15 protein-coding genes are annotated in these 17,591 nt (G+C 52.2%); 12 read left to right on the top strand and 3 right to left on the bottom strand.

Going from position 1 to position 17,591, the window contains the following annotated elements; genetic code table 11:
* The first annotated feature begins 3 nt into the window (after positions 1 to 3).
* The 12 genes from H6F43_RS06735 (at position 4) to H6F43_RS06670 (ending at position 15,252) form a co-directional block, all read left to right on the top strand.
* Positions 4 to 1,392, top strand: a complete 1,389-nt coding sequence (locus H6F43_RS06735) for a glutamine synthetase family protein (RefSeq protein WP_199290183.1) — start codon at positions 4 to 6, stop codon at positions 1,390 to 1,392.
* Positions 1,393 to 1,448: 56 nt separating this feature from the next.
* Positions 1,449 to 2,717: a transporter substrate-binding domain-containing protein gene (locus tag H6F43_RS06730; protein ID WP_190341905.1), complete on the top strand. Its 1,269-nt coding sequence runs from the start codon at positions 1,449 to 1,451 to the stop codon at positions 2,715 to 2,717.
* A gap of 8 nt (positions 2,718 to 2,725) precedes the next feature.
* Positions 2,726 to 3,583, top strand: a complete 858-nt coding sequence (gene urtB, locus H6F43_RS06725; protein ID WP_190341903.1) for an urea ABC transporter permease subunit UrtB — start codon at positions 2,726 to 2,728, stop codon at positions 3,581 to 3,583.
* Positions 3,584 to 3,669: 86 nt separating this feature from the next.
* On the top strand, positions 3,670 to 4,824 hold the full coding sequence (gene urtC / locus H6F43_RS06720; protein ID WP_190341901.1) for an urea ABC transporter permease subunit UrtC: 1,155 nt from the start codon (positions 3,670 to 3,672) through the stop codon (positions 4,822 to 4,824).
* A 35-nt stretch (positions 4,825 to 4,859) separates the two neighbouring features.
* A complete protein-coding gene (gene urtD / locus H6F43_RS06715) occupies positions 4,860 to 5,636 on the top strand; it encodes an urea ABC transporter ATP-binding protein UrtD (protein ID WP_190341899.1) in 777 nt (258 codons plus the stop codon).
* Positions 5,637 to 5,646: 10 nt separating this feature from the next.
* A complete protein-coding gene (urtE, locus tag H6F43_RS06710) occupies positions 5,647 to 6,342 on the top strand; it encodes an urea ABC transporter ATP-binding subunit UrtE (protein WP_190341897.1) in 696 nt (231 codons plus the stop codon).
* Positions 6,343 to 6,634: 292 nt separating this feature from the next.
* On the top strand, positions 6,635 to 10,924 hold the full coding sequence (locus H6F43_RS21835) for an amidase (protein ID WP_199290182.1): 4,290 nt from the start codon (positions 6,635 to 6,637) through the stop codon (positions 10,922 to 10,924).
* Between the two features lie 6 nt (positions 10,925 to 10,930).
* A complete protein-coding gene (locus H6F43_RS06690) occupies positions 10,931 to 11,386 on the top strand; it encodes a nitrate reductase associated protein (RefSeq protein WP_190341895.1) in 456 nt (151 codons plus the stop codon).
* Positions 11,387 to 11,421: 35 nt separating this feature from the next.
* Positions 11,422 to 12,159, top strand: a complete 738-nt coding sequence (locus H6F43_RS06685; RefSeq protein WP_190341893.1) for a type 1 glutamine amidotransferase — start codon at positions 11,422 to 11,424, stop codon at positions 12,157 to 12,159.
* Between the two features lie 61 nt (positions 12,160 to 12,220).
* Positions 12,221 to 13,753, top strand: coding sequence for a PLP-dependent aminotransferase family protein (locus H6F43_RS06680; RefSeq protein ID WP_190341891.1), 1,533 nt, complete (start codon positions 12,221 to 12,223; stop codon positions 13,751 to 13,753).
* Positions 13,754 to 14,039: 286 nt separating this feature from the next.
* Entirely contained in the window at positions 14,040 to 14,570 is a 531-nt protein-coding gene (locus tag H6F43_RS06675; RefSeq protein WP_190341890.1) for a dihydrofolate reductase family protein, read from the top strand.
* A gap of 127 nt (positions 14,571 to 14,697) precedes the next feature.
* A complete protein-coding gene (locus H6F43_RS06670; RefSeq protein WP_277879888.1) occupies positions 14,698 to 15,252 on the top strand; it encodes a DUF6438 domain-containing protein in 555 nt (184 codons plus the stop codon).
* 65 nt (positions 15,253 to 15,317) lie between these two features.
* On the opposite strand, the gene H6F43_RS06665 is transcribed toward H6F43_RS06670, so the two are convergent.
* From H6F43_RS06665 to H6F43_RS06655, 3 genes are all read right to left on the bottom strand, one after another.
* A complete protein-coding gene (locus H6F43_RS06665) occupies positions 15,318 to 16,499 on the bottom strand; it encodes an RtcB family protein (protein WP_190341886.1) in 1,182 nt (393 codons plus the stop codon).
* A gap of 427 nt (positions 16,500 to 16,926) precedes the next feature.
* Positions 16,927 to 17,313 (bottom strand): alr0857 family protein, encoded by a 387-nt coding sequence (locus H6F43_RS06660; RefSeq protein WP_190341884.1) that lies wholly within the window; start codon positions 17,311 to 17,313, stop codon positions 16,927 to 16,929.
* A 23-nt stretch (positions 17,314 to 17,336) separates the two neighbouring features.
* Positions 17,337 to 17,591: HNH endonuclease (locus tag H6F43_RS06655; protein WP_190341883.1), on the bottom strand; the 255-nt coding region annotated here is incomplete at its 5' end.

The raw sequence follows: 17,591 nt of genomic DNA, 5'->3' as shown, positions 1-17,591 counted from the left end.
GAAATGGTTGTATCCAGCAAAACTCTCGATAGTGCGTTTAACGCCGCGCCTGCATCAGCGTCCAGCACAGAGCCTGATGCTGTGTCGAAGTTTATGGACGAGCTTCGCGGGCGAGGAATTGAGTATTTGCGCTTTGAACTGCCCGATTTACACGGGGTATCGCGGCTCAAAGTGGTTCCGATCGACAAAGTGGAAGGCTATGCCCGCCAAGGACTGAACTTCTACGGCGGCACGCTGGCGCTAGATACATCGTCTCTGGTAGTTCCGGGTTCGGGCTACCACGAAGAGCGCAAATTCAAAGATCACCTGATCTTTCCGGACTTCAGCACGCTAACGCCCGTTCCCTGGCTAGAAAAAACAGCCAAGGTGATTTGCGATCCGATCGATTACTCCGGTGAACCGTTGGAAGTGGCTCCCCGCTACGTGCTGAAAGGCGTGCTACAGGAAGCTTCTAACATGGGGTTTGAGGTCATGATGGGGCACGAATTCGAGTTCTATCTGCTCAACGGCGAAACTCATGAACCGCTGTTTGGCGGCTGCCAAATCTTTAACCATCTCCGCAGTCAATTTAATCCAGACATTGACACGATCGTGCGGCAGTTGCAGCAGTCAAACATCGACATCATCACCTACAACTGCGAACACGCGCCGTCGCAATTTGAAATTAATTACGGCCCGGCAATTGGCGTAACCGCCGCAGATAAAGCCTTTACGTTCAAAAATGCCGTCAAAGAAATTTCGCATCGACTGGGCTATCTTGCCACGTTTATGACGAAGCCGTATCCCGACAAATCCGGCAGCTGCTGTCATTTTCATATCAGCTTATGGAATTCGGATGGCGCAAATTTGTTCTTAGATCCGAGCGACGAATTTGGACTGTCGGCAACCGCTAAGTCGTTTATTGAAGGCATTTTGACCCACGCGCGAGGACTGATGCCAATGATTGGTCCGACGCCAAATTGCTATCGCCGACTCAAGCCCCACACCTTTGCACCGTCCAAGGTGAGCTGGGGAATTGAAGATCGATCGTCGATGGTCCGGGTAAAAGCGACTCACGACGATCGCACCCATCTTGAAATTCGTGCGGCATCTGGTTTAAGCAATCCCTATCTAACCGCCGCTGGAGTATTGGCGGCTGGCTTGCTCGGCGTCAAGCAGCAGCTGGCTCTACGCGCCGCCGGAGACTGCCCCGGAGAAGAGAACCCAGAGTTTCCCTGGCTGCCGCAAAGCCTAAGTGAAGCGCTCGACAGCCTGGCTACCGATGCCGAAATGATGCAGATGCTGGGCGAACCCTTTGTGCAACTGTTCACCAAAGTCAAACGGTTTGAGCTAGACCGCTTCGATCGCCACATTACCGAGTGGGAGCGAAACGAATATATGGAAGTGTATTAAGCCAACGGCGAATCGCAATTGAACCATTCACCCATTTACCCAGAGAAACAACAGCCATGAAACGACGGATGTTTCTTCAAACAGTGGCGGCTTCAGCGGCGGTATCCACTGTTGCCAGCTGTGCCCGATCGACCGCAACGGGTTCAGGCTCAGCGTCAGATAAACCGATTAAGGTGGGAATTTTGTTTTCCCAAACTGGCGGATTAGAAATCGTTGAAAAATCAATGAGCGATGCCACGCTGATGGCGATCGACGAGATCAACGCGGCTGGCGGCATTTTGGGTCGCAAGCTGCAACCCGTGATTGAAGATCCGGCTTCCGATCCGCGCATCTTTGCAGAAAAAGCCCGTAAGCTGCTGCTTGCCGACAAAGTAACCACCGTATTTGGCTGCTACACCGGAGCCAGCGTCAAAGCCGTACTGCCAATCTTTACTCAGCAAAAGGGACTGCTGTATTACCCGACCTATGCCCAGGGTAACGAGTGCCCCTCTCATGCCATTTATACCGGAGCTGTGCCCAACCAGCAGGTGAGCAACTTTATTCCCTGGATTATGAAGAACCTCAACGCTAAGAAGTTCTTCTTGGTTGGATCCAACTATGTGTTTCCGCGAGAAATGGCAAAGGTCGCCAAAATCATGCTGGGTCAGCAGGGCGGCACCGTCGTCGCAGACGAGTACCTGCCGTTGGGACATACGGAATGGGGTCCGCTAGTCGGCAAAATTAAGGAACTCAAACCAGACGCAATTTTTTCTAATGTGGTCGGCGACTCCACCGTCGCGTTCTATCGGGAATTCAAAAATCAGGGACTAAAACCAACCGATATTCCGATTTGTTCCACCGTAACGAGTGAAGTGGAAACGGCTGCGATCGGTCCTGAGTATGCAACGGGGCACTATTCGTCGTTTCCGTATTTTCAGTCGATCGACACCGCAAAAAACAAAGAATGGGTTGCCAAAGTTAAACAAAAGCTTGGCGATAAAGCCGTCACCCATCACGCAATGGAGTGTTCCTATTGGCAAGTCTTTGTCTTTAAGCAAGCCGCCGAAAAAGCGCAGGATCTTAGCCCAGAAAAGCTGCGGGCGGCTTCACTGGGGCAAAAGCTGGAAGCGCCAGGTGGACCCGTAGAAATCGATCCGGACAACGGCAACGCTTGGCTAACGCCGCGCATCGGGCAGTGTCAGGCAGATGGTCAGTACAAAATTGTAGACGAGTACAAAGAGCCGATTAAACCCTTGCCCTACGTGGCGTATGGCGAATCGGAGAAGAATTTGTACTGCACCGCCGCCGGATTAAACACGAAGAAATTTGACCCAACCAAATCGTGAGGTGATGAATGCTAGGAAGTCTTCTATCCGGCTTGAGCATTGGTTCAATCTTGCTGCTCGTTGCCTTGGGTTTAACGGTGATCTACGGCAGCATGGGCGTGATTAACATGGCGCATGGCGATCTGATCATGCTGGGAGCCTACGTTACCGTTTTTGCTCAACAGGCGTTGAAGCTGCCGTTTTTGTTGTGTTTGCCGATCGCGTTTGTGATTACCGCTGCGATCGGCTTGGCGATCGAGCGAGTGGTGGTGCGGCGGCTATACGGTCGGCTGCTGGATACGCTGCTGGCAACCTGGGGCATTGGAATTGTGATTCAGCAGCTCGTTCGGTTAACGTTTGGTCTCAGTTTGCAGCATGTTGCGGTGCCTGAGTTTCTGACCGGGGAATATCGGATCGGTGGAGTCAGTTTACAGTCCTACCGATTGGCGGTGTTTGTGGTCGCCGTCGTGTGCTTGGGCGCGGTTTTACTGGCAATCTATCGCACCGACTTTGGCACGCGCCTGCGAGCGGTGATGCAAAATCCGCAAATATCTGCGTGCAATGGCATCGACGTGAATCGGGTGCGATCGCTCACCTTTGCGTTGGGATGCGGATTAGCGGGGGTTGCTGGCGTCATGGTGAGCGGGTTTAAAACCGTCAGCCCCACAATGGGTGCAGGCTACGTTGTAGACTCCTTCATTGTCGTGGTGGTCGGCGGTGCTAGTTCGCTGCTAGGAACCGTTGCCAGTTCAGCGCTATTAGGCGGTGCCAATTCGCTGGTTGCATGGGCCAGCAACGATGTGCTGGCAAAGGCGGCACTGCTAGGGTTAGCGATCGTGATTATCCGCATTCGCCCCAACGGTTTATTCTCTGCCCAATCCCGCTAATCAGTCGCATTTCACTGTGTACAGCCGCACAAATGACAGCAGGCTGTTCGCTCGCGAATCGCGATTCTCTAATCAGGTAATGCGATATGGCTATCCGAATCAAGCGAGTGATTCTCTCGCCCTACACTCTATTTATTCTGATTGTCCTGGTGCTGCCGCCGCTATTGGTTGCCGATCCGTTTTGGCTGAATCGGCTGTCGTTGTATTTGGTATTCGGAATTTTGGCGCTGTCGATGTGTCTTTGCTGGGGCTACTGCGGCATTCTCAGTTTGGGACACGGCGCGTTTTTCGGCATTGGGGCGTACTGCATGGCGATGTCGCTCAAGCTGCTGAGTCCGGATAGCTTGGCGCAGGGAACGCCGTTTCCTTTACCTGATTTTATGGTTTGGAATACGCCGCCCGGTCAAGCGTTGAAGCTGCCGCTGCTCTGGGTGCCGTTTCAGAATCAGTGGTTTGGGCTGTTTGCGGCACTGCTCGTTCCAACTCTATTTGCGGCGATCGTCGGCTGGTTTGTCTTCAACGGCGGCGTATCGGGCGTGTTCATTTCCATCATCACCTTGTCGATCGTGGTGATTCTGAATCTGCTGCTGATTGACCAACAGCCGCTTACGAATGGCTTTAATGGATTGACCAATCTCGCGGTATTTCAAATCGGCGATTGGGCGTTTGATCCGTATTCGCTCTCGACGTATTTCTTAATTGCGGGGTCACTCGTCGCCGTGCTGCTCGGTCTAAAGTGGCTGACTAGCACCAAAACTGGCTTGCTATTGAAAGCCATTCGAGCCGATGAGCAGCGCGTCCGCTATTTTGGCTACGACATCGCCAGCTACAAAATTTTCATCTTGAGTATTTCCGCAATGGTTGCAGGATTTGCCGGGGCGCTGTTCGTCGTGAATTCTCAGTATGCGTCGCCCACAATTATGGATGTGGGAATTAGTATTGCGGTCGTTGTGTGGACCGCCGTAGGCGGACGGGAATCGCTGATTGGCGCGGCGATCGGTGCCATTCTGATTAATCTCGTCCAAAGCCTGCTGAGCGAAAACGAAAACCTGATTCAGGTTTGGCAATTAATTGTCGGGATTTTATTTGTGCTAGTCGTGATGTTTTTACCTGAAGGGCTTGCAGGCTTAGTTCCCAGAGTCCTAACTGTTTGGCGCAAAACGCGCAATCAGTCTATTTCAGTTTCCAGCAGCGATGGAATTTCACTGCCAGTGGCAACTGGAGCGATCAAAGACGAATGATGGACGATCGAACGAATTGAGGAGACTAGCCAGCTATGGCGCAAACATTGCTTTCTCAAACCAGCCCAGAGCTATCTGGCACACCGCTACTTGAAGTTCACGATCTGGGAGTTTCTTTTAATGGATTAAGCGCGGTCAATGGATTGAGCTTGTCTCTGATGCCGGGGGAAGTCCGGGTTCTGATTGGCGCGAACGGTGCCGGAAAAACCACCACAATGGATCTGATTTCTGGCAAGACCAAAGCTACCAATGGAACAATTCGATTTAAGGGGCGGGATATTACCAACTGGACTCCGAATCAAATTGCGCGGGCGGGAATCGGACGCAAATTCCAAATTCCTAGCGTGTTCAAAGATTTGACCGTGGCAGAAAATATGCAGGTGGCGCTGTGCTTCAATCCATCTGTGTTTGGAAATCTGCGTCAGTGTTTACGACGGAAAGACCGAGCGCAAATTCATGAGATTTTGAGCCGCGTTGGATTAGAAGCGATGAGCGATCGTCCGGCTCGCTTGCTGTCTCACGGTCAGACGCAATGGCTCGAAATTGGCATGGTGCTGGCGCAAAATCCGGATCTGGTGCTGCTGGATGAACCCACCGCAGGCATGACGGTGCAAGAAACGCGCAAAACGGCAGACATTATTAATGCACTCAGGGGACAGCACACCATTCTTGTAGTGGAGCACGACATGACCTTTGTGCGCGATATTTGTCACGTGATCACCGTGATGCATCAGGGCAAAAAGCTGGCAGAAGGAACGGTGGACGAGATCGAAACCAATCCAGCCGTTTTAGAAGCGTACTTGGGAGGTTGAGGAATTTCTCATGCTTGAATTAACGGAAGTCAATTCGTTCTGCGGCAACAGTCACATTCTGCACAACGTTTCGCTGGCGGTTGAAGCGGGCGGCTTTACAGCGATCGTCGGGCGCAACGGCATGGGAAAAACCATGCTGCTAAAAACCATCATGGGATTGACCGATCGCGTCCGGGGCAGCATTGCGCTAGGAACGCACTCGTTAACGAGCTTACCGACGCATCTACGGGCGAAAGCAGGAATTGGATACGTTCCCCAGGGTCGAGACATCATCCATCAGTTCACCGTCAAGGAAAACATCTTGATGGGCTGCTATGCCCGCAGCGACGGCAAAAAAAGGCTGCCGGAGCTGGTGCTCGATCTCTTTCCCTACCTGCGCGAGAACCTGAACCGACGTGCCGGACTGCTTTCAGGTGGGCAGCAGCAGCAGTTGGCGATCGCGCGTGCCCTCGCCGCTAACCCCAACGTGCTGCTGCTTGACGAACCAACTGAGGGCATCCAGCCCAACCTGGTTGAGCAGATTGAGCAAACGATTATCCGGCTGAATCGAGAATTTGGGCTGACGATCGTGCTGGTTGAGCAAAATATTGCCTTTGCTCGTCGCGCATCTCGCCAGTTCGTCATGATGAACAACGGCGCAGTGGCTGCCTGTGGCGCAGTCAGCGATCTCAGTGATGAGTTAGTTCACGAGTATATGGCGGTGTAGCCGATTGTTTCCAAAGTGGCACCATGAATTTGTATAAAACTTGCTCTTTTCACCATGCCACTTATCCGATAAGATGACAATCACGGGTGACAATTCACCCTGCCTGAACGCGATGTCTCTTGACGTTCTATTGGAGGCGATCGTGAGTTTTCGAGTGGAGTCAGAGTCAATCCAATTCGGAATTTGGAATTCGTAATTCGTAATTCAAAGATTCAGTCGTTTGCTCGATCGTTTGGATTTAGAGAATTGGGATAAAACGCCGATTGATAGCGGGTAGTAAGGACGGGAATGGATGCCTGAAGCCAAAGAACTTGTGTTAACGACCTGTCCACGCGACTGTTACGACGCCTGCGGCATGGTTGTTGTTAAGCGCGACGGAAATATTGTTCGGGTCAAGGGCGATCCGGATCACGCCGTTAGCCGTGGGGCGCTGTGCGGCAAGTGCGCGATCGTGTACAACGGGGCATGGCGCGACCCAAGCCAGCGGCTAACGCAGCCGCTCAGACGGGTGGGCGCGAAAGGGCAGGGGCAGTTTGTGCCCATTTCCTGGCAGGAGGCGATCGAGGCGATCGTCGATCGGCTCAACGGCATTCTGGAAACCTCCAGCGGTGCCAGCATTCTGCACACTCACTACACTGGGACATGCTCTCTGATTGCCGGAGCCTTTCCCCTGCGCTTTTTCAATCATCTGGGCGCAACGGAAGTAGACCCCGATACCGTCTGCAATAAGGCAGGGCACGTCGCGCTTCAAATGATTTTCGGCGATTCCCTCACGGGCTTCGATCCGCGCACCGCCAACGAGGCAAATTGCATTTTAGTTTGGGGCGCGAATCCATCGTCGTCTGCACCACACGCGCACAAGCACTGGCTGCGGGAGTTTTCTGGCAGCGTCATCGTGATTGACCCGATCCGCCATCCCACAGCGGACAGTGCCGATCTCCACCTGCAACCGTTTCCCGGCAGCGATGCCGCACTGGCGTTTGCGCTGCTGCATGTGATCCAGCGAGAAGGCTTGCTGTCCGCTGCGTTTTTAGCCAACTCTACGATCGGCTGGGAAGAGGTTTTGCCGCTGCTGCCGGACTGCACACCGGACTGGGGCGAGGCAGTCACGGGGGTTCCGGCGGCGCTGATTGAACAAGCGGCCATCCTCTATGGTCGCGGTCCGTCCTTACTGTGGCTGGGGCAGGGATTGCAGCGCCAGCGGACTGGGGGAAACGTGTTTCGAGCGTGTAGCTTGCTGCCGATCGCCACGGGCAACCTTGGCAAGCCGGGAGCGGGCTTTCTCTACATGAACGGCTTTGGCAATCGCGGCATTGATGCAGACTACCTTCCAGCACCCCACCTGAATCCGGGTGAGCCTCAGTCAATTAGCCACATGGATTTAGCCGAACGCCTTGCCGATCCAGTCAGCAGCCGCGCCTTATTTTGCTGGAACAACAACATTGCGGCATCGAGTCCCAGACAGCAGCAGCTTCGGCAAGCGCTGGAGCGCGAGGATCTGTTTACGGTGGCGATCGACCTGTTTGCCACCGATACGACCAACTACGCGGATATTGTTTTACCTGCCGCCAGCTTCCTAGAATTTGACGATTTGGTGCTGTCGTATTTCAACTACTCGATTTCGGCTCAGGTCAAAGCAGCGGAGCCAATGGGTGCGGCACTGCCGAATCAGGAGATATTCCGACGATTGGCGGCAGCCATGGGATTTCAGGAACCAGAGCTATTCGAGGACGATCGCAGCCTAATTGACACGCTGCTGAAGCAAACCGGAACCGTGCTGAACTTCACAAGCCTCGCCAAAGTTGGCACTGTCGATTACGCTGCCGATCCGGTGATTCAGTTTGCCGATTTGAAATTCGCCACGCCCAGCGGCAAAATTGAAATTGCGTCCGATCGCTTTGCCGCGGCGGGTTTGCCGCGTGCTCCACAGCCATTTGCCGATCAGCGTCCGGCTCATGGAAGATTGCGCGTGCTGTCTCCGGCATCGGCTTGGCTGATGAACAGCAGCTACGGCAATGACGCCAAAATTGGCGATCGATTGGGTCCAGCCGATGTGTTGCTTCATCCCAAAGAAGCCACGTCTCGCGGTCTGGAAGCAGGAATGCAGGTCGTTCTGTCGAACGAAACTGGACGCCTCACGTTGCAGGTGGCGCTTTCAGAGACGGTTCCCTGCGGTGTGGCGGTGGTCTACAAAGGACGCTGGCTCAAGCTTGATCCTGCCGCCGCAAACGTCAATGTTCTTAATCCAGGAGACAAAACCGATTTAGCGGAAAGCTCCTCGGTCCATTCTGTTGAAGTTGATATTACTCCGGTGCGCTCCATGCCAAACCCCATTGCTCGATCGAACCACACCCTGCCGAGTCACCCTGAACCAGTGGTACAAGCTGCCGTTCAGACCGTTGATAAAACAGCCGTTAAAACAGCCGTGTGTCTGCGGCATGTGGCGTTTGAAGATTTGGGCAGTTTGGAGCCGCTACTAAAATCGCGCGGCTATGACATTACCTATGTAGAGTCGGGATACAGCGACTTGACTCAGCTTGATCCACTTGCTCCGGATTTGCTGGTGGTTTTGGGTGGACCGATCGGCGTTTATGAGACCGATGACTACCCATTTTTAAGCACAGAGATTGGGCTGATTCAAGCGCGATTAGCCGCCGATTTGCCCACGTTGGGCATTTGTCTCGGCTGCCAATTGATTGCGCGCTCGTTGGGTGCGGCGGTCTATCCAAGCGGGCGCAAAGAGATTGGTTGGGCACCGTTAACGCTGACGGACGCTGGGAAGCGGAGTCCTTTGGCAGAAATTGCGCCGGAGCTGACTCCGGTGGTGCACTGGCACGGTGATACGTTCGATTTACCCGCTGAGGCCGTTCGTCTCGCCTCGACCGAGCAATTCGAGAACCAAGCCTTCTCGTGGGGTCAGCGCTGTTTGGCGCTGCAATTTCACCCAGAGGTTACCCGGCAGGGGCTGGAAACCTGGTTTGTCGGGCATACGCTGGAGATCAACACGACTCCGGGACTAAGCGTAGCTCAACTGCGATCGGACACAAACCGCTGGGGGGCAACGCTAGAAGCGCAGAGTACTGCTTTGTTTAGCCGCTGGCTGGACTGGGTCGAAGGGGGATACATGAATGCGCAAAACGGTGCAAGTGCTCACAGCGCGTGGGCGACAGCATCAGACGCTGGCTCCTCAGACATTGCCTATCTGTCTGCGGTGGAGTTGGTCGCACGCTACCGCGATCGCAGCCTGTCCCCGGTCGATGTTGCCCGCTTCCTGCTCGATCGCATCGCCGAGCACGACCCGAAACTGAATGCGTTTCGATTGATTGATCCAGACACGACGCTGGCAATGGCACGCGCGTCTGAGGCACGCTGGGCAACTGGAACACCCTGCGGCTTGCTGGACGGCGTCCCGGTTTCGATCAAAGACTTAATCGCCACGAAAGGATGGAGCACGCTGCGCGGCTCTAAGGCGATCGACCCCAACCAAGCGTGGACGATCGACGCTCCGGCAGTGGCTCGACTGCGCGAGCACGGAGCCGTTTTTATTGGCAAAACCACCACGCCTGAAGCAGGGCACAAAGTCGTGACGCAAAGCCCATTAACGGGCATTACTCGCAACCCGTGGGATTTGACGAAAACGCCCGGTGGCAGCAGTGGCGGAGCCGCTGCCGCTCTCGCCAGTGGCATCGGACCGCTTGCCGTTGGCAGCGATGGCGCGGGATCGATCCGCATTCCTGCCGCGTTCTGTGGCGTATTTGGTCTAAAGCCAACCTGGGGACGAGTGCCCATTTATCCCGTTAGCACCTTTGGCCGCATGTCCACGATCGGACCCATGGCTCGCACCGTAACGGACGCGGCACTCCTGTACACCGTGATGGCACAGCCCGATCGTCGCGATTGTTTTGCGCTGCCTGCGGACGATCACAGCAGCTTGGAAGGGCTAGACGCAGGCGTCAAAGGCTTGCGAATCGCGTTCAGTCCTACGCTGGGTCAACCGTGCGCGGTCGATCCGGAGGTTGCCAAGCTAGTTGCAAATGCAGCGATCGCCTTTGAGCAATTGGGGGCGCACGTTGAAGAAATTGACCTTCAATGGTCCGTTGACCTATTGCAGATGTTTCTGCCCATTTGGTACGCCAACTACGCCAACTTTTTGCGCCTCTACAGTCCAGAGCAGCTTCAATTAATGGACCCGGATCTGCTGGCGATCGCGGCTGAGGGCAACCGCTTGAGTCTGCTCGACTACCTTGCCGCCATGAATCAGAAAGGCACCATTTCTGCTCAGGTTCAAGAGCTCTTTAGCCGCTATGATTTGCTGCTGACGCCGACCATGCCGATCGCGGCATTTGAAGCAGGACAACCTCGACCGACTGGAGCCAGCGACGACTGGAGTTGGGTTCCCTTTACGTACTTATTTAATCTCGCGGAGCAGCCTGCGGCTTCCATTCCCTGCGGCTTTACTCAAGCGGGCTTACCTGTAGGATTTCAACTTGCGGGTCCTCTCTACAGTGAGGCGCTGATTTTGCAGGCAAGTCGCTGTTTTGAGCAAGCCAACCCGTACTACAAGCAGCATCCAAACCTTTAGTTAGCTATGCGCACCGATCAATTCTTTCAATTTGAAGCCGACTTTGTAACCTCTCTGCGCTGCATTCCAATGCAGGTTCGTTTTAAGCTAGACACCTGTGGAATTAAGCTGAAATTATCGCAGTGGAGCCGCTTTACAACGTACGATCGCCAGCTATTGATCGATCTTTCCTGTCAAACGCCCGAGGAGATCCAGAACTACCGAGAACACCTGAAACGGTTAATCTTCGATCGCACAGGAGAGCGTGCGACTGAGCTAGCGATCGAGCCAAATCCCATTTGGAATCGGCTAGTAATTCCGACAGAGATTGTAGAGAAAGCCCAAGAATTGGGAATCACAATACAGTTGCAGCAGTGGGCGAACTTAACGTCTGAACAGCGATTTGCTCTCGTCAAACTGAGTCGCTCAAATCACGAAAACAAGAACTTTCTACCTGCTCTTAAAGAGTTTGACTTAATTTAGACTCTGAAGCGTTAATCCAGCGATCGGGTATTGCAGTGAAGCTACTCATCATTCAAAATTCCCAGCTTGCCCCCCTTGGCGTTTTAGCAGACTGCGTTGCTGAGCGAGGTGGACAGACCAAGATTTTAATACCTTCAAACCAAGATGCTCTTCCCTCCCAAAGCGACGAGTTTGATGGCTTAATTATCTTGGGTGGACCCATGCATGTGCGAGATGATACCTACACACCGCTGCAAGCAATCATTCACTTGATTCACCAGTTTTCTAAGGAGCAAAAACCGATTTTGGGTGTCTGCCTTGGTGCACAAATTCTTGCCAGGGCATTTGGAAAATCCGTGTATTCTCACCATACTTTTGAGCTTGGATTTACGCCCCTTCGTCTGATTGCCTCGACAGCCTCGGCAGACCCGTTACTGAAAAACTGCCCTGAAGCCGTTCATGTAATGGAGTGGCACGTTGACACATTCGATCTTCCAGATGAAGCAGTATTGTTAATGACAGGCGCGGCGTGTAAAAATCAAGCCTTCAGAATTGGCGAGAGTATCTATGGATTTCAATGTCATCTTGAAGTGAAACCTGCCATTCTTCAGAACTGGATCGCATCAAATTCAGAATTGCTCGGTCGCAGTCATCCTAATTTCTCAGATCAGCTTAATCAACAGATTGAACAGTATCTCAATCAGTCCATCCACTTCTGCCGCGAAGTGGGTCACGCTTGGCTGGATTTAGTAGAAGCTAGAATGGCTCGTCTCACCCAGCAGCAAATAAAGTAAGCGGCTGCATCTTCTAGAATGGTAGGGCTTTGTTCTCATTGCGATCGGGTTGGCGCAGGCTATGGCATCTTCACTTACGGATTTTGCAATCTCGCTCGATCACAACACGTCTTTGCCGCTGTATCGCCAACTCTACGAAGGGCTACGACGAAAAATTCTTGCCGGAAAGCTTTTCCCTGGACAACGGGTTCCCTCTACCCGAACGCTGTCTCACCACTTAGGTATCTCGCGCAATACGGTTGCTCAAAGCTATGCTCAGCTTCTGAGCGAGGGGTATTTTCAAACGATCGTTGGCTCCGGCACATTTGTTTGCCAGCAGTTGCCCGATGATTTATCCAATGACACTGCGTCTAACTCAACGAAGCAACCAGAACAGCAGTTTCGATCGCTGTCTACCTATGGCTCCAGCCTGGCTGAGTTTAATCCGTTTACGCCGCCGGAACCAGAAGCCTTCATTAATTTCCGATACGGACGCCCTGCGCTGAATGAATTTCCACTCGCAATTTGGCGACAGCTTCTATCGCGCTACTGTCGATCGAATTACGATATTCTCGATTACAATTCCGATCTGCTAGGCTACAAACCTCTGCGCGAAGCAATTGCAACCCATCTAGAACGATCGCGCTCTGTAAAGTGCCACCCAGATCAAATTATTATCGTCAGCGGATCACAGCAAGCGCTCGATCTGGTCGCTCGCTTGTTTATCGATCGTGGTGATGCAGTGGCGATCGAAGATCCCGGTTATTTAGGAGCGCGACAGGCATTCTCGGCACAGGGAGCAACCCTACATCCCGTTTCCGTAGATGATTCAGGAATTGTAGTGGAGAACCTGTCTGGATTGGCAAATGCCTTGGTTAAGCTGGTGTATGTTACTCCGTCTCACCAATTTCCTACAGGCGCAGTTCTTTCCCTATCAAGACGATTAGATCTATTAGCGTGGGCGCAAAAATCAGGTGCGCTAATTATCGAGGATGATTACGATAGCGAATATCGCTACGGAGAACATCCCATCCCAGCGTTGCAGGAGCTTGACTGCAACAATACGGTCCTCTATATTGGCACGTTCTCGAAAGTACTCTTTCCCGCTTTACGGGTCGGCTATTTGGTTGTTCCTGCCGATCTTGTCCAAGTATTTTGTCATGCAAAATGGCTCATCGATCGTCAATCCCCATTGCTTGAGCAGTATGTATTGGCTGATTTCATAACAGAAGGACATCTCGATCGCCACATTCGTCGAATGCGGAACCTGTACGATCAACGTCGGCAGATTTTGGTGAGATCGATTAAACAACACCTACATGAAAACGCTGTCATTATGGGTGAGAATGCTGGAATCCATATTATGATTCAGCTTAATACATCCCTAAGCGATGATGCTGTATTACATTGTGCAGCGCAGGCAGGAGTTGGTTTAACGTCTGCATCTCCTTACTATTTAGATAATGCAGGTCAGGGTCAATTTATTTTGGGATATGCAGAATTGAATGAGCAACAGATTGAGGAAGGAGTCTATCGACTCGCTCAAGCGTTAACACTCGATTCCACTTTACCCGCCTATCAATCACGCTACCAAAGCTCAAACCTTCTAGCCTAAATTCCAAAACGATTTGAAACCTACAGGCAGTTGATAGACGGATTGATCGCTGCTGAAAGACTGATTTTACTTCCGAATCGACCAGTTATACCAATTCGTAATTCGTAATTCGCAGTTCGTAATTGCAGAACATCAAGTCTATCTACGTTTTAGCGTTCTGCTCTGTAGCTGAAATTTGGAGAATTGGTATTAAATATTGCCCATAACAATTGCCTTTTTGGGTGACGCGGAACTGCGAATTGGGCTGTTAGGGTGATGAACAGTCGCGCGATCGGAGTGAATAACGATGGTTGAAATTGTGTATCACGTTGCTGTTAGTCTCGATGGCTACATTGCTTCTCCAGACGGAGGGGTAGAGTGGCTTCCTAGTTTAGAAGAAGGCAGCGACTACGGCTATTCCGAATTCTATGCCTCGGTTGATGCCCTGCTAATGGGTCGTCAAACCTATGAAAAAGCGCTGGAGTTTGGAAGCTGGGTGTACCCCGGCAAACCGTGTTGGGTATTCTCTAAACGGGAAATTAAGGTAGAGCAACCGGACGTTATCCTGACCACCAAGAGCCCCAATGAACTGATTGCAGAACTAAACGCCCGTCAGCATAAACGAGTTTGGCTAGTTGGCGGTGGACAGCTTGCTTCGTCATTCAGAGCACATGGGCTGATTTCGGAATACATTTTTGCTGTGATTCCGATCGTGCTTGGCGCAGGAATTCCGCTATTTGCTGCATCGGGACCACAGGAGAAACTCAAACTAGTTGAATGCAAACCGTTTCCCGACGGAGCGATTCTACTTCGGTATTTGCAAGACAAAACGGCTTAAGCGAAATGGATTCAAAGAAAACAGCAGTCGCTTGTTCTGTTGCAGAATTAGAAACCACGGCAGAAACTATGCAGCAGCAAAATAGACTCTAGGTTAAGTCAATCTTTCTGATTCGGAGCAAACGCTCATGCGATCGTCCATTCTTCTTAGTCTGCTTACTGTTTTAAGCAGCAGTGCTTTAACTATCGTTTTGCCGAACCTCTCGTTCTTGGCTGCGGCAGCCCCAGCTTCGCCCCAAAGCGAACTCAATCAGCCTCAACGATCGTCAACTCAAGTGGCACTGACACTCGAACGAACAGCCTGTTTTGGCTTTTGTCCTATGTACAAAGTCACGGTATATGGCAACGGCAAGGTAGTTTATGAAGGTCGGCGGTTTGTGAAAGTGACAGGCACCCGAACAACAACTATTAGTCGAGCAGCCGTTAGAAAACTCGTGGCAGAGTTTCAGAAAATTAATTACTTTAAACTTCAAGACCAATATACAGGCGGGCACACAGATGCTCCTTCTGCCATCACCTCATTGACAATGGGCAGAAAACAAAAAACGGTGAATCACTATCTGCCTTCACCGGATGCGCCGACCCAGCTAACAGAATTAGAAAATAAGATCGACGCGGTTGTGAATTCTAAACAGTGGATTGGAACGGACGCTGAACGATCGGCACAGGGAGGCCGGAAGTAATCGGCGATCGTGCCGGAGAAAATTTTCTTACACCGATTAGGGGCAAAATCTTGCCCCTTTACTCGTCATCCCTTCACGCAAACGACCTGCTTCAGAGTTGCCACAATTTCAACCAGATCAGACTGATTTGCCATTACCTGCTCGATCGGCTTGTAGGCAGCAGGAATTTCATCGAGTACTCCCGTGTCCTTGCGGCACTCAACACCCTGCGTCTGCTGAATCAAGTCATCCAGGCTGAAGTGTTCCTTCGCCTTGTTGCGAGACATCTGCCGTCCTGCCCCGTGGGAGCACGAGCAGTAGCTGTGGGCATTTCCCTTACCTTTGACGATGAACGACTTGGTTCCCATGCTGCCAGGAATAATTCCATAGTCGGTCTGACGCGCACGGACTGCTCCCTTCCGGGTCACGTAGACGTCCTCACCAAAATGGGTTTCCTGCTCTGCATAGTTGTGATGGCAGTTCACCTCCAGCAAGGGCTTAAATGGCTTGCCGCCTGCCACGTGTTTTTCAACCACTTTCTTGAACCGCGCCATCATCACCTCCCGGTTATAAAGGGCATAGCCTTGTGTCCACTGGAGGTCACGCCAGTATGCCTCAAATTCGGGAGTGCCTTGAACAAAGTGCGCCAGATCTGGATCGGGCAGTTTTAGTCCTGCCATCTTTGCCAAGTTTTTTGCTGTTTCGATGTGACGCTGCGCCAGAGCATTTCCAATATGTCGGGAGCCGGAGTGCAACATCAACCAGACGGTGTCTTGCTCATCGAGGCAGACCTCAATAAAGTGATTGCCGCCGCCAAGAGAACCCATCTGTTTCATTGCTTTGGACTCCAAGTTTTGCACCCGCGAGTGCAACTCCTTGAAATGCCGCCACCCTTGCCAGTTGGATGTTGCCCGATCGACTTCCCGATTTTCGTTGAAGCCAGTGGGAATGGCTGCTTCAATCTCTAACCGAATTTGCTTGAGCTTGCCGTCGAGGCGATCGGCAGTGTAAGGCGTTTTTACCGCACACATGCCGCAGCCAATATCTACCCCAACCGCCGCAGGAATGATGGCATCTTTGGTTGCCAGCACGCTGCCAACGAGTGCGCCTTTGCCAAGATGGACATCCGGCATCAGCGAGACGTGCTTAAACACAAAGGGCAGAGCCGCAACATTTCGCGCCATCCGCGCTTCGTTGTGTCCAAGGTCGTGTCCAGTCCACGATAGAACAGGCTTGGACGTTGATAAGTCGAGTTGTTCGTAAGGCATGGATTCGTGTCCTTAATTTGGATGGCGGCAGGAGTTAAGCGTTAGGAGGACAGCGCGATATTTGACCAAAATCTCGGAGGTTTGGGTGATACCAATTTGGAATTCGGAATTCGGAATACTCGCTGCGCGAGAAGCAAGCTACGGAATTGCAGAGGCTTGGTTCTGCCTACGTTTTAGAGGTTTGATTGGTAGCTGGAATTTAGAGAATTGGCGTAAGTCCTACCACTTTATTGAATCCGTGATGATTAGAGGGATTTCAGAGGCGATCGCTTCGTCCCATAAAGTTCCGGCAGCATAATTGCCTTTTTATACTACAATTGTAGTTGTTATACTACAATTGTCAAGATGGTACTACACCTTTTCTCAAGCGTGAGAGGGCAATAACGAATGAGCGATCGTATTGCCCTCTCTGACAGATCTCTAGCATTTATGCCAATGAGGAAAGGTGGACTTGACTCATCTGCCACAGCTTAAAGACAAAGAACTCGGCTTGATTACTCATGACAGTCAGAAACATTCCCTCATGGGCTTCAACGCTTTCGGCAACCCAGCTTCCGCTCAGGCTGACCTCTACACAGTCGCCATCGACCGCAATGACAGCAACCGTTGAGCTGTATTCCTGCCGCAGGATTGCTTCTAGCTGCACGAGTTCTGGCATATCGGCAGGCAGCAAAAAGGAGGCACAACCGGGTTCGACGTGGAGGAACTGTCCTAGCCGCAGCGCTAGGACGACTCGCTGAGCAATTAGCTTGTCTAGCGGGGTTATTATCCGTTCCATGTACAGTCCAGCTTCGGTGTAGTTTAGCTTTAGCATTGGTCGCGCCTCCTGGCTTCAGGTCAATGATCAGTGGGGTGTTGTTTCCAGAACTGCTCTGCAAATGCGATCGCAGGGTGAATCGGAGCCTTGGGCTTGGTTTTGAGCATCATTCCGGTTTCGTGTAGCAGGCGATCGCCCTTCATGGAATTGCATTGCTCGCATGCGGTCACGACGTTGTCCCAGGTGTGGGGTCCGCCTTTTGAGCGGGGAAGCACATGATCGAGGGTCAGACGCTTGGTGCTGCCGCAATACTGGCAGGTGTGGTGGTCGCGTCG

This window comes from Leptolyngbya sp. FACHB-36, from assembly GCF_014695955.1.
Lineage (GTDB): Bacteria > Cyanobacteriota > Cyanobacteriia > Leptolyngbyales > Leptolyngbyaceae > FACHB-36.
The sequence above is the reverse complement of the archived record's forward strand: the minus strand, read 5'-3'. Positions and strand labels throughout refer to the sequence as shown.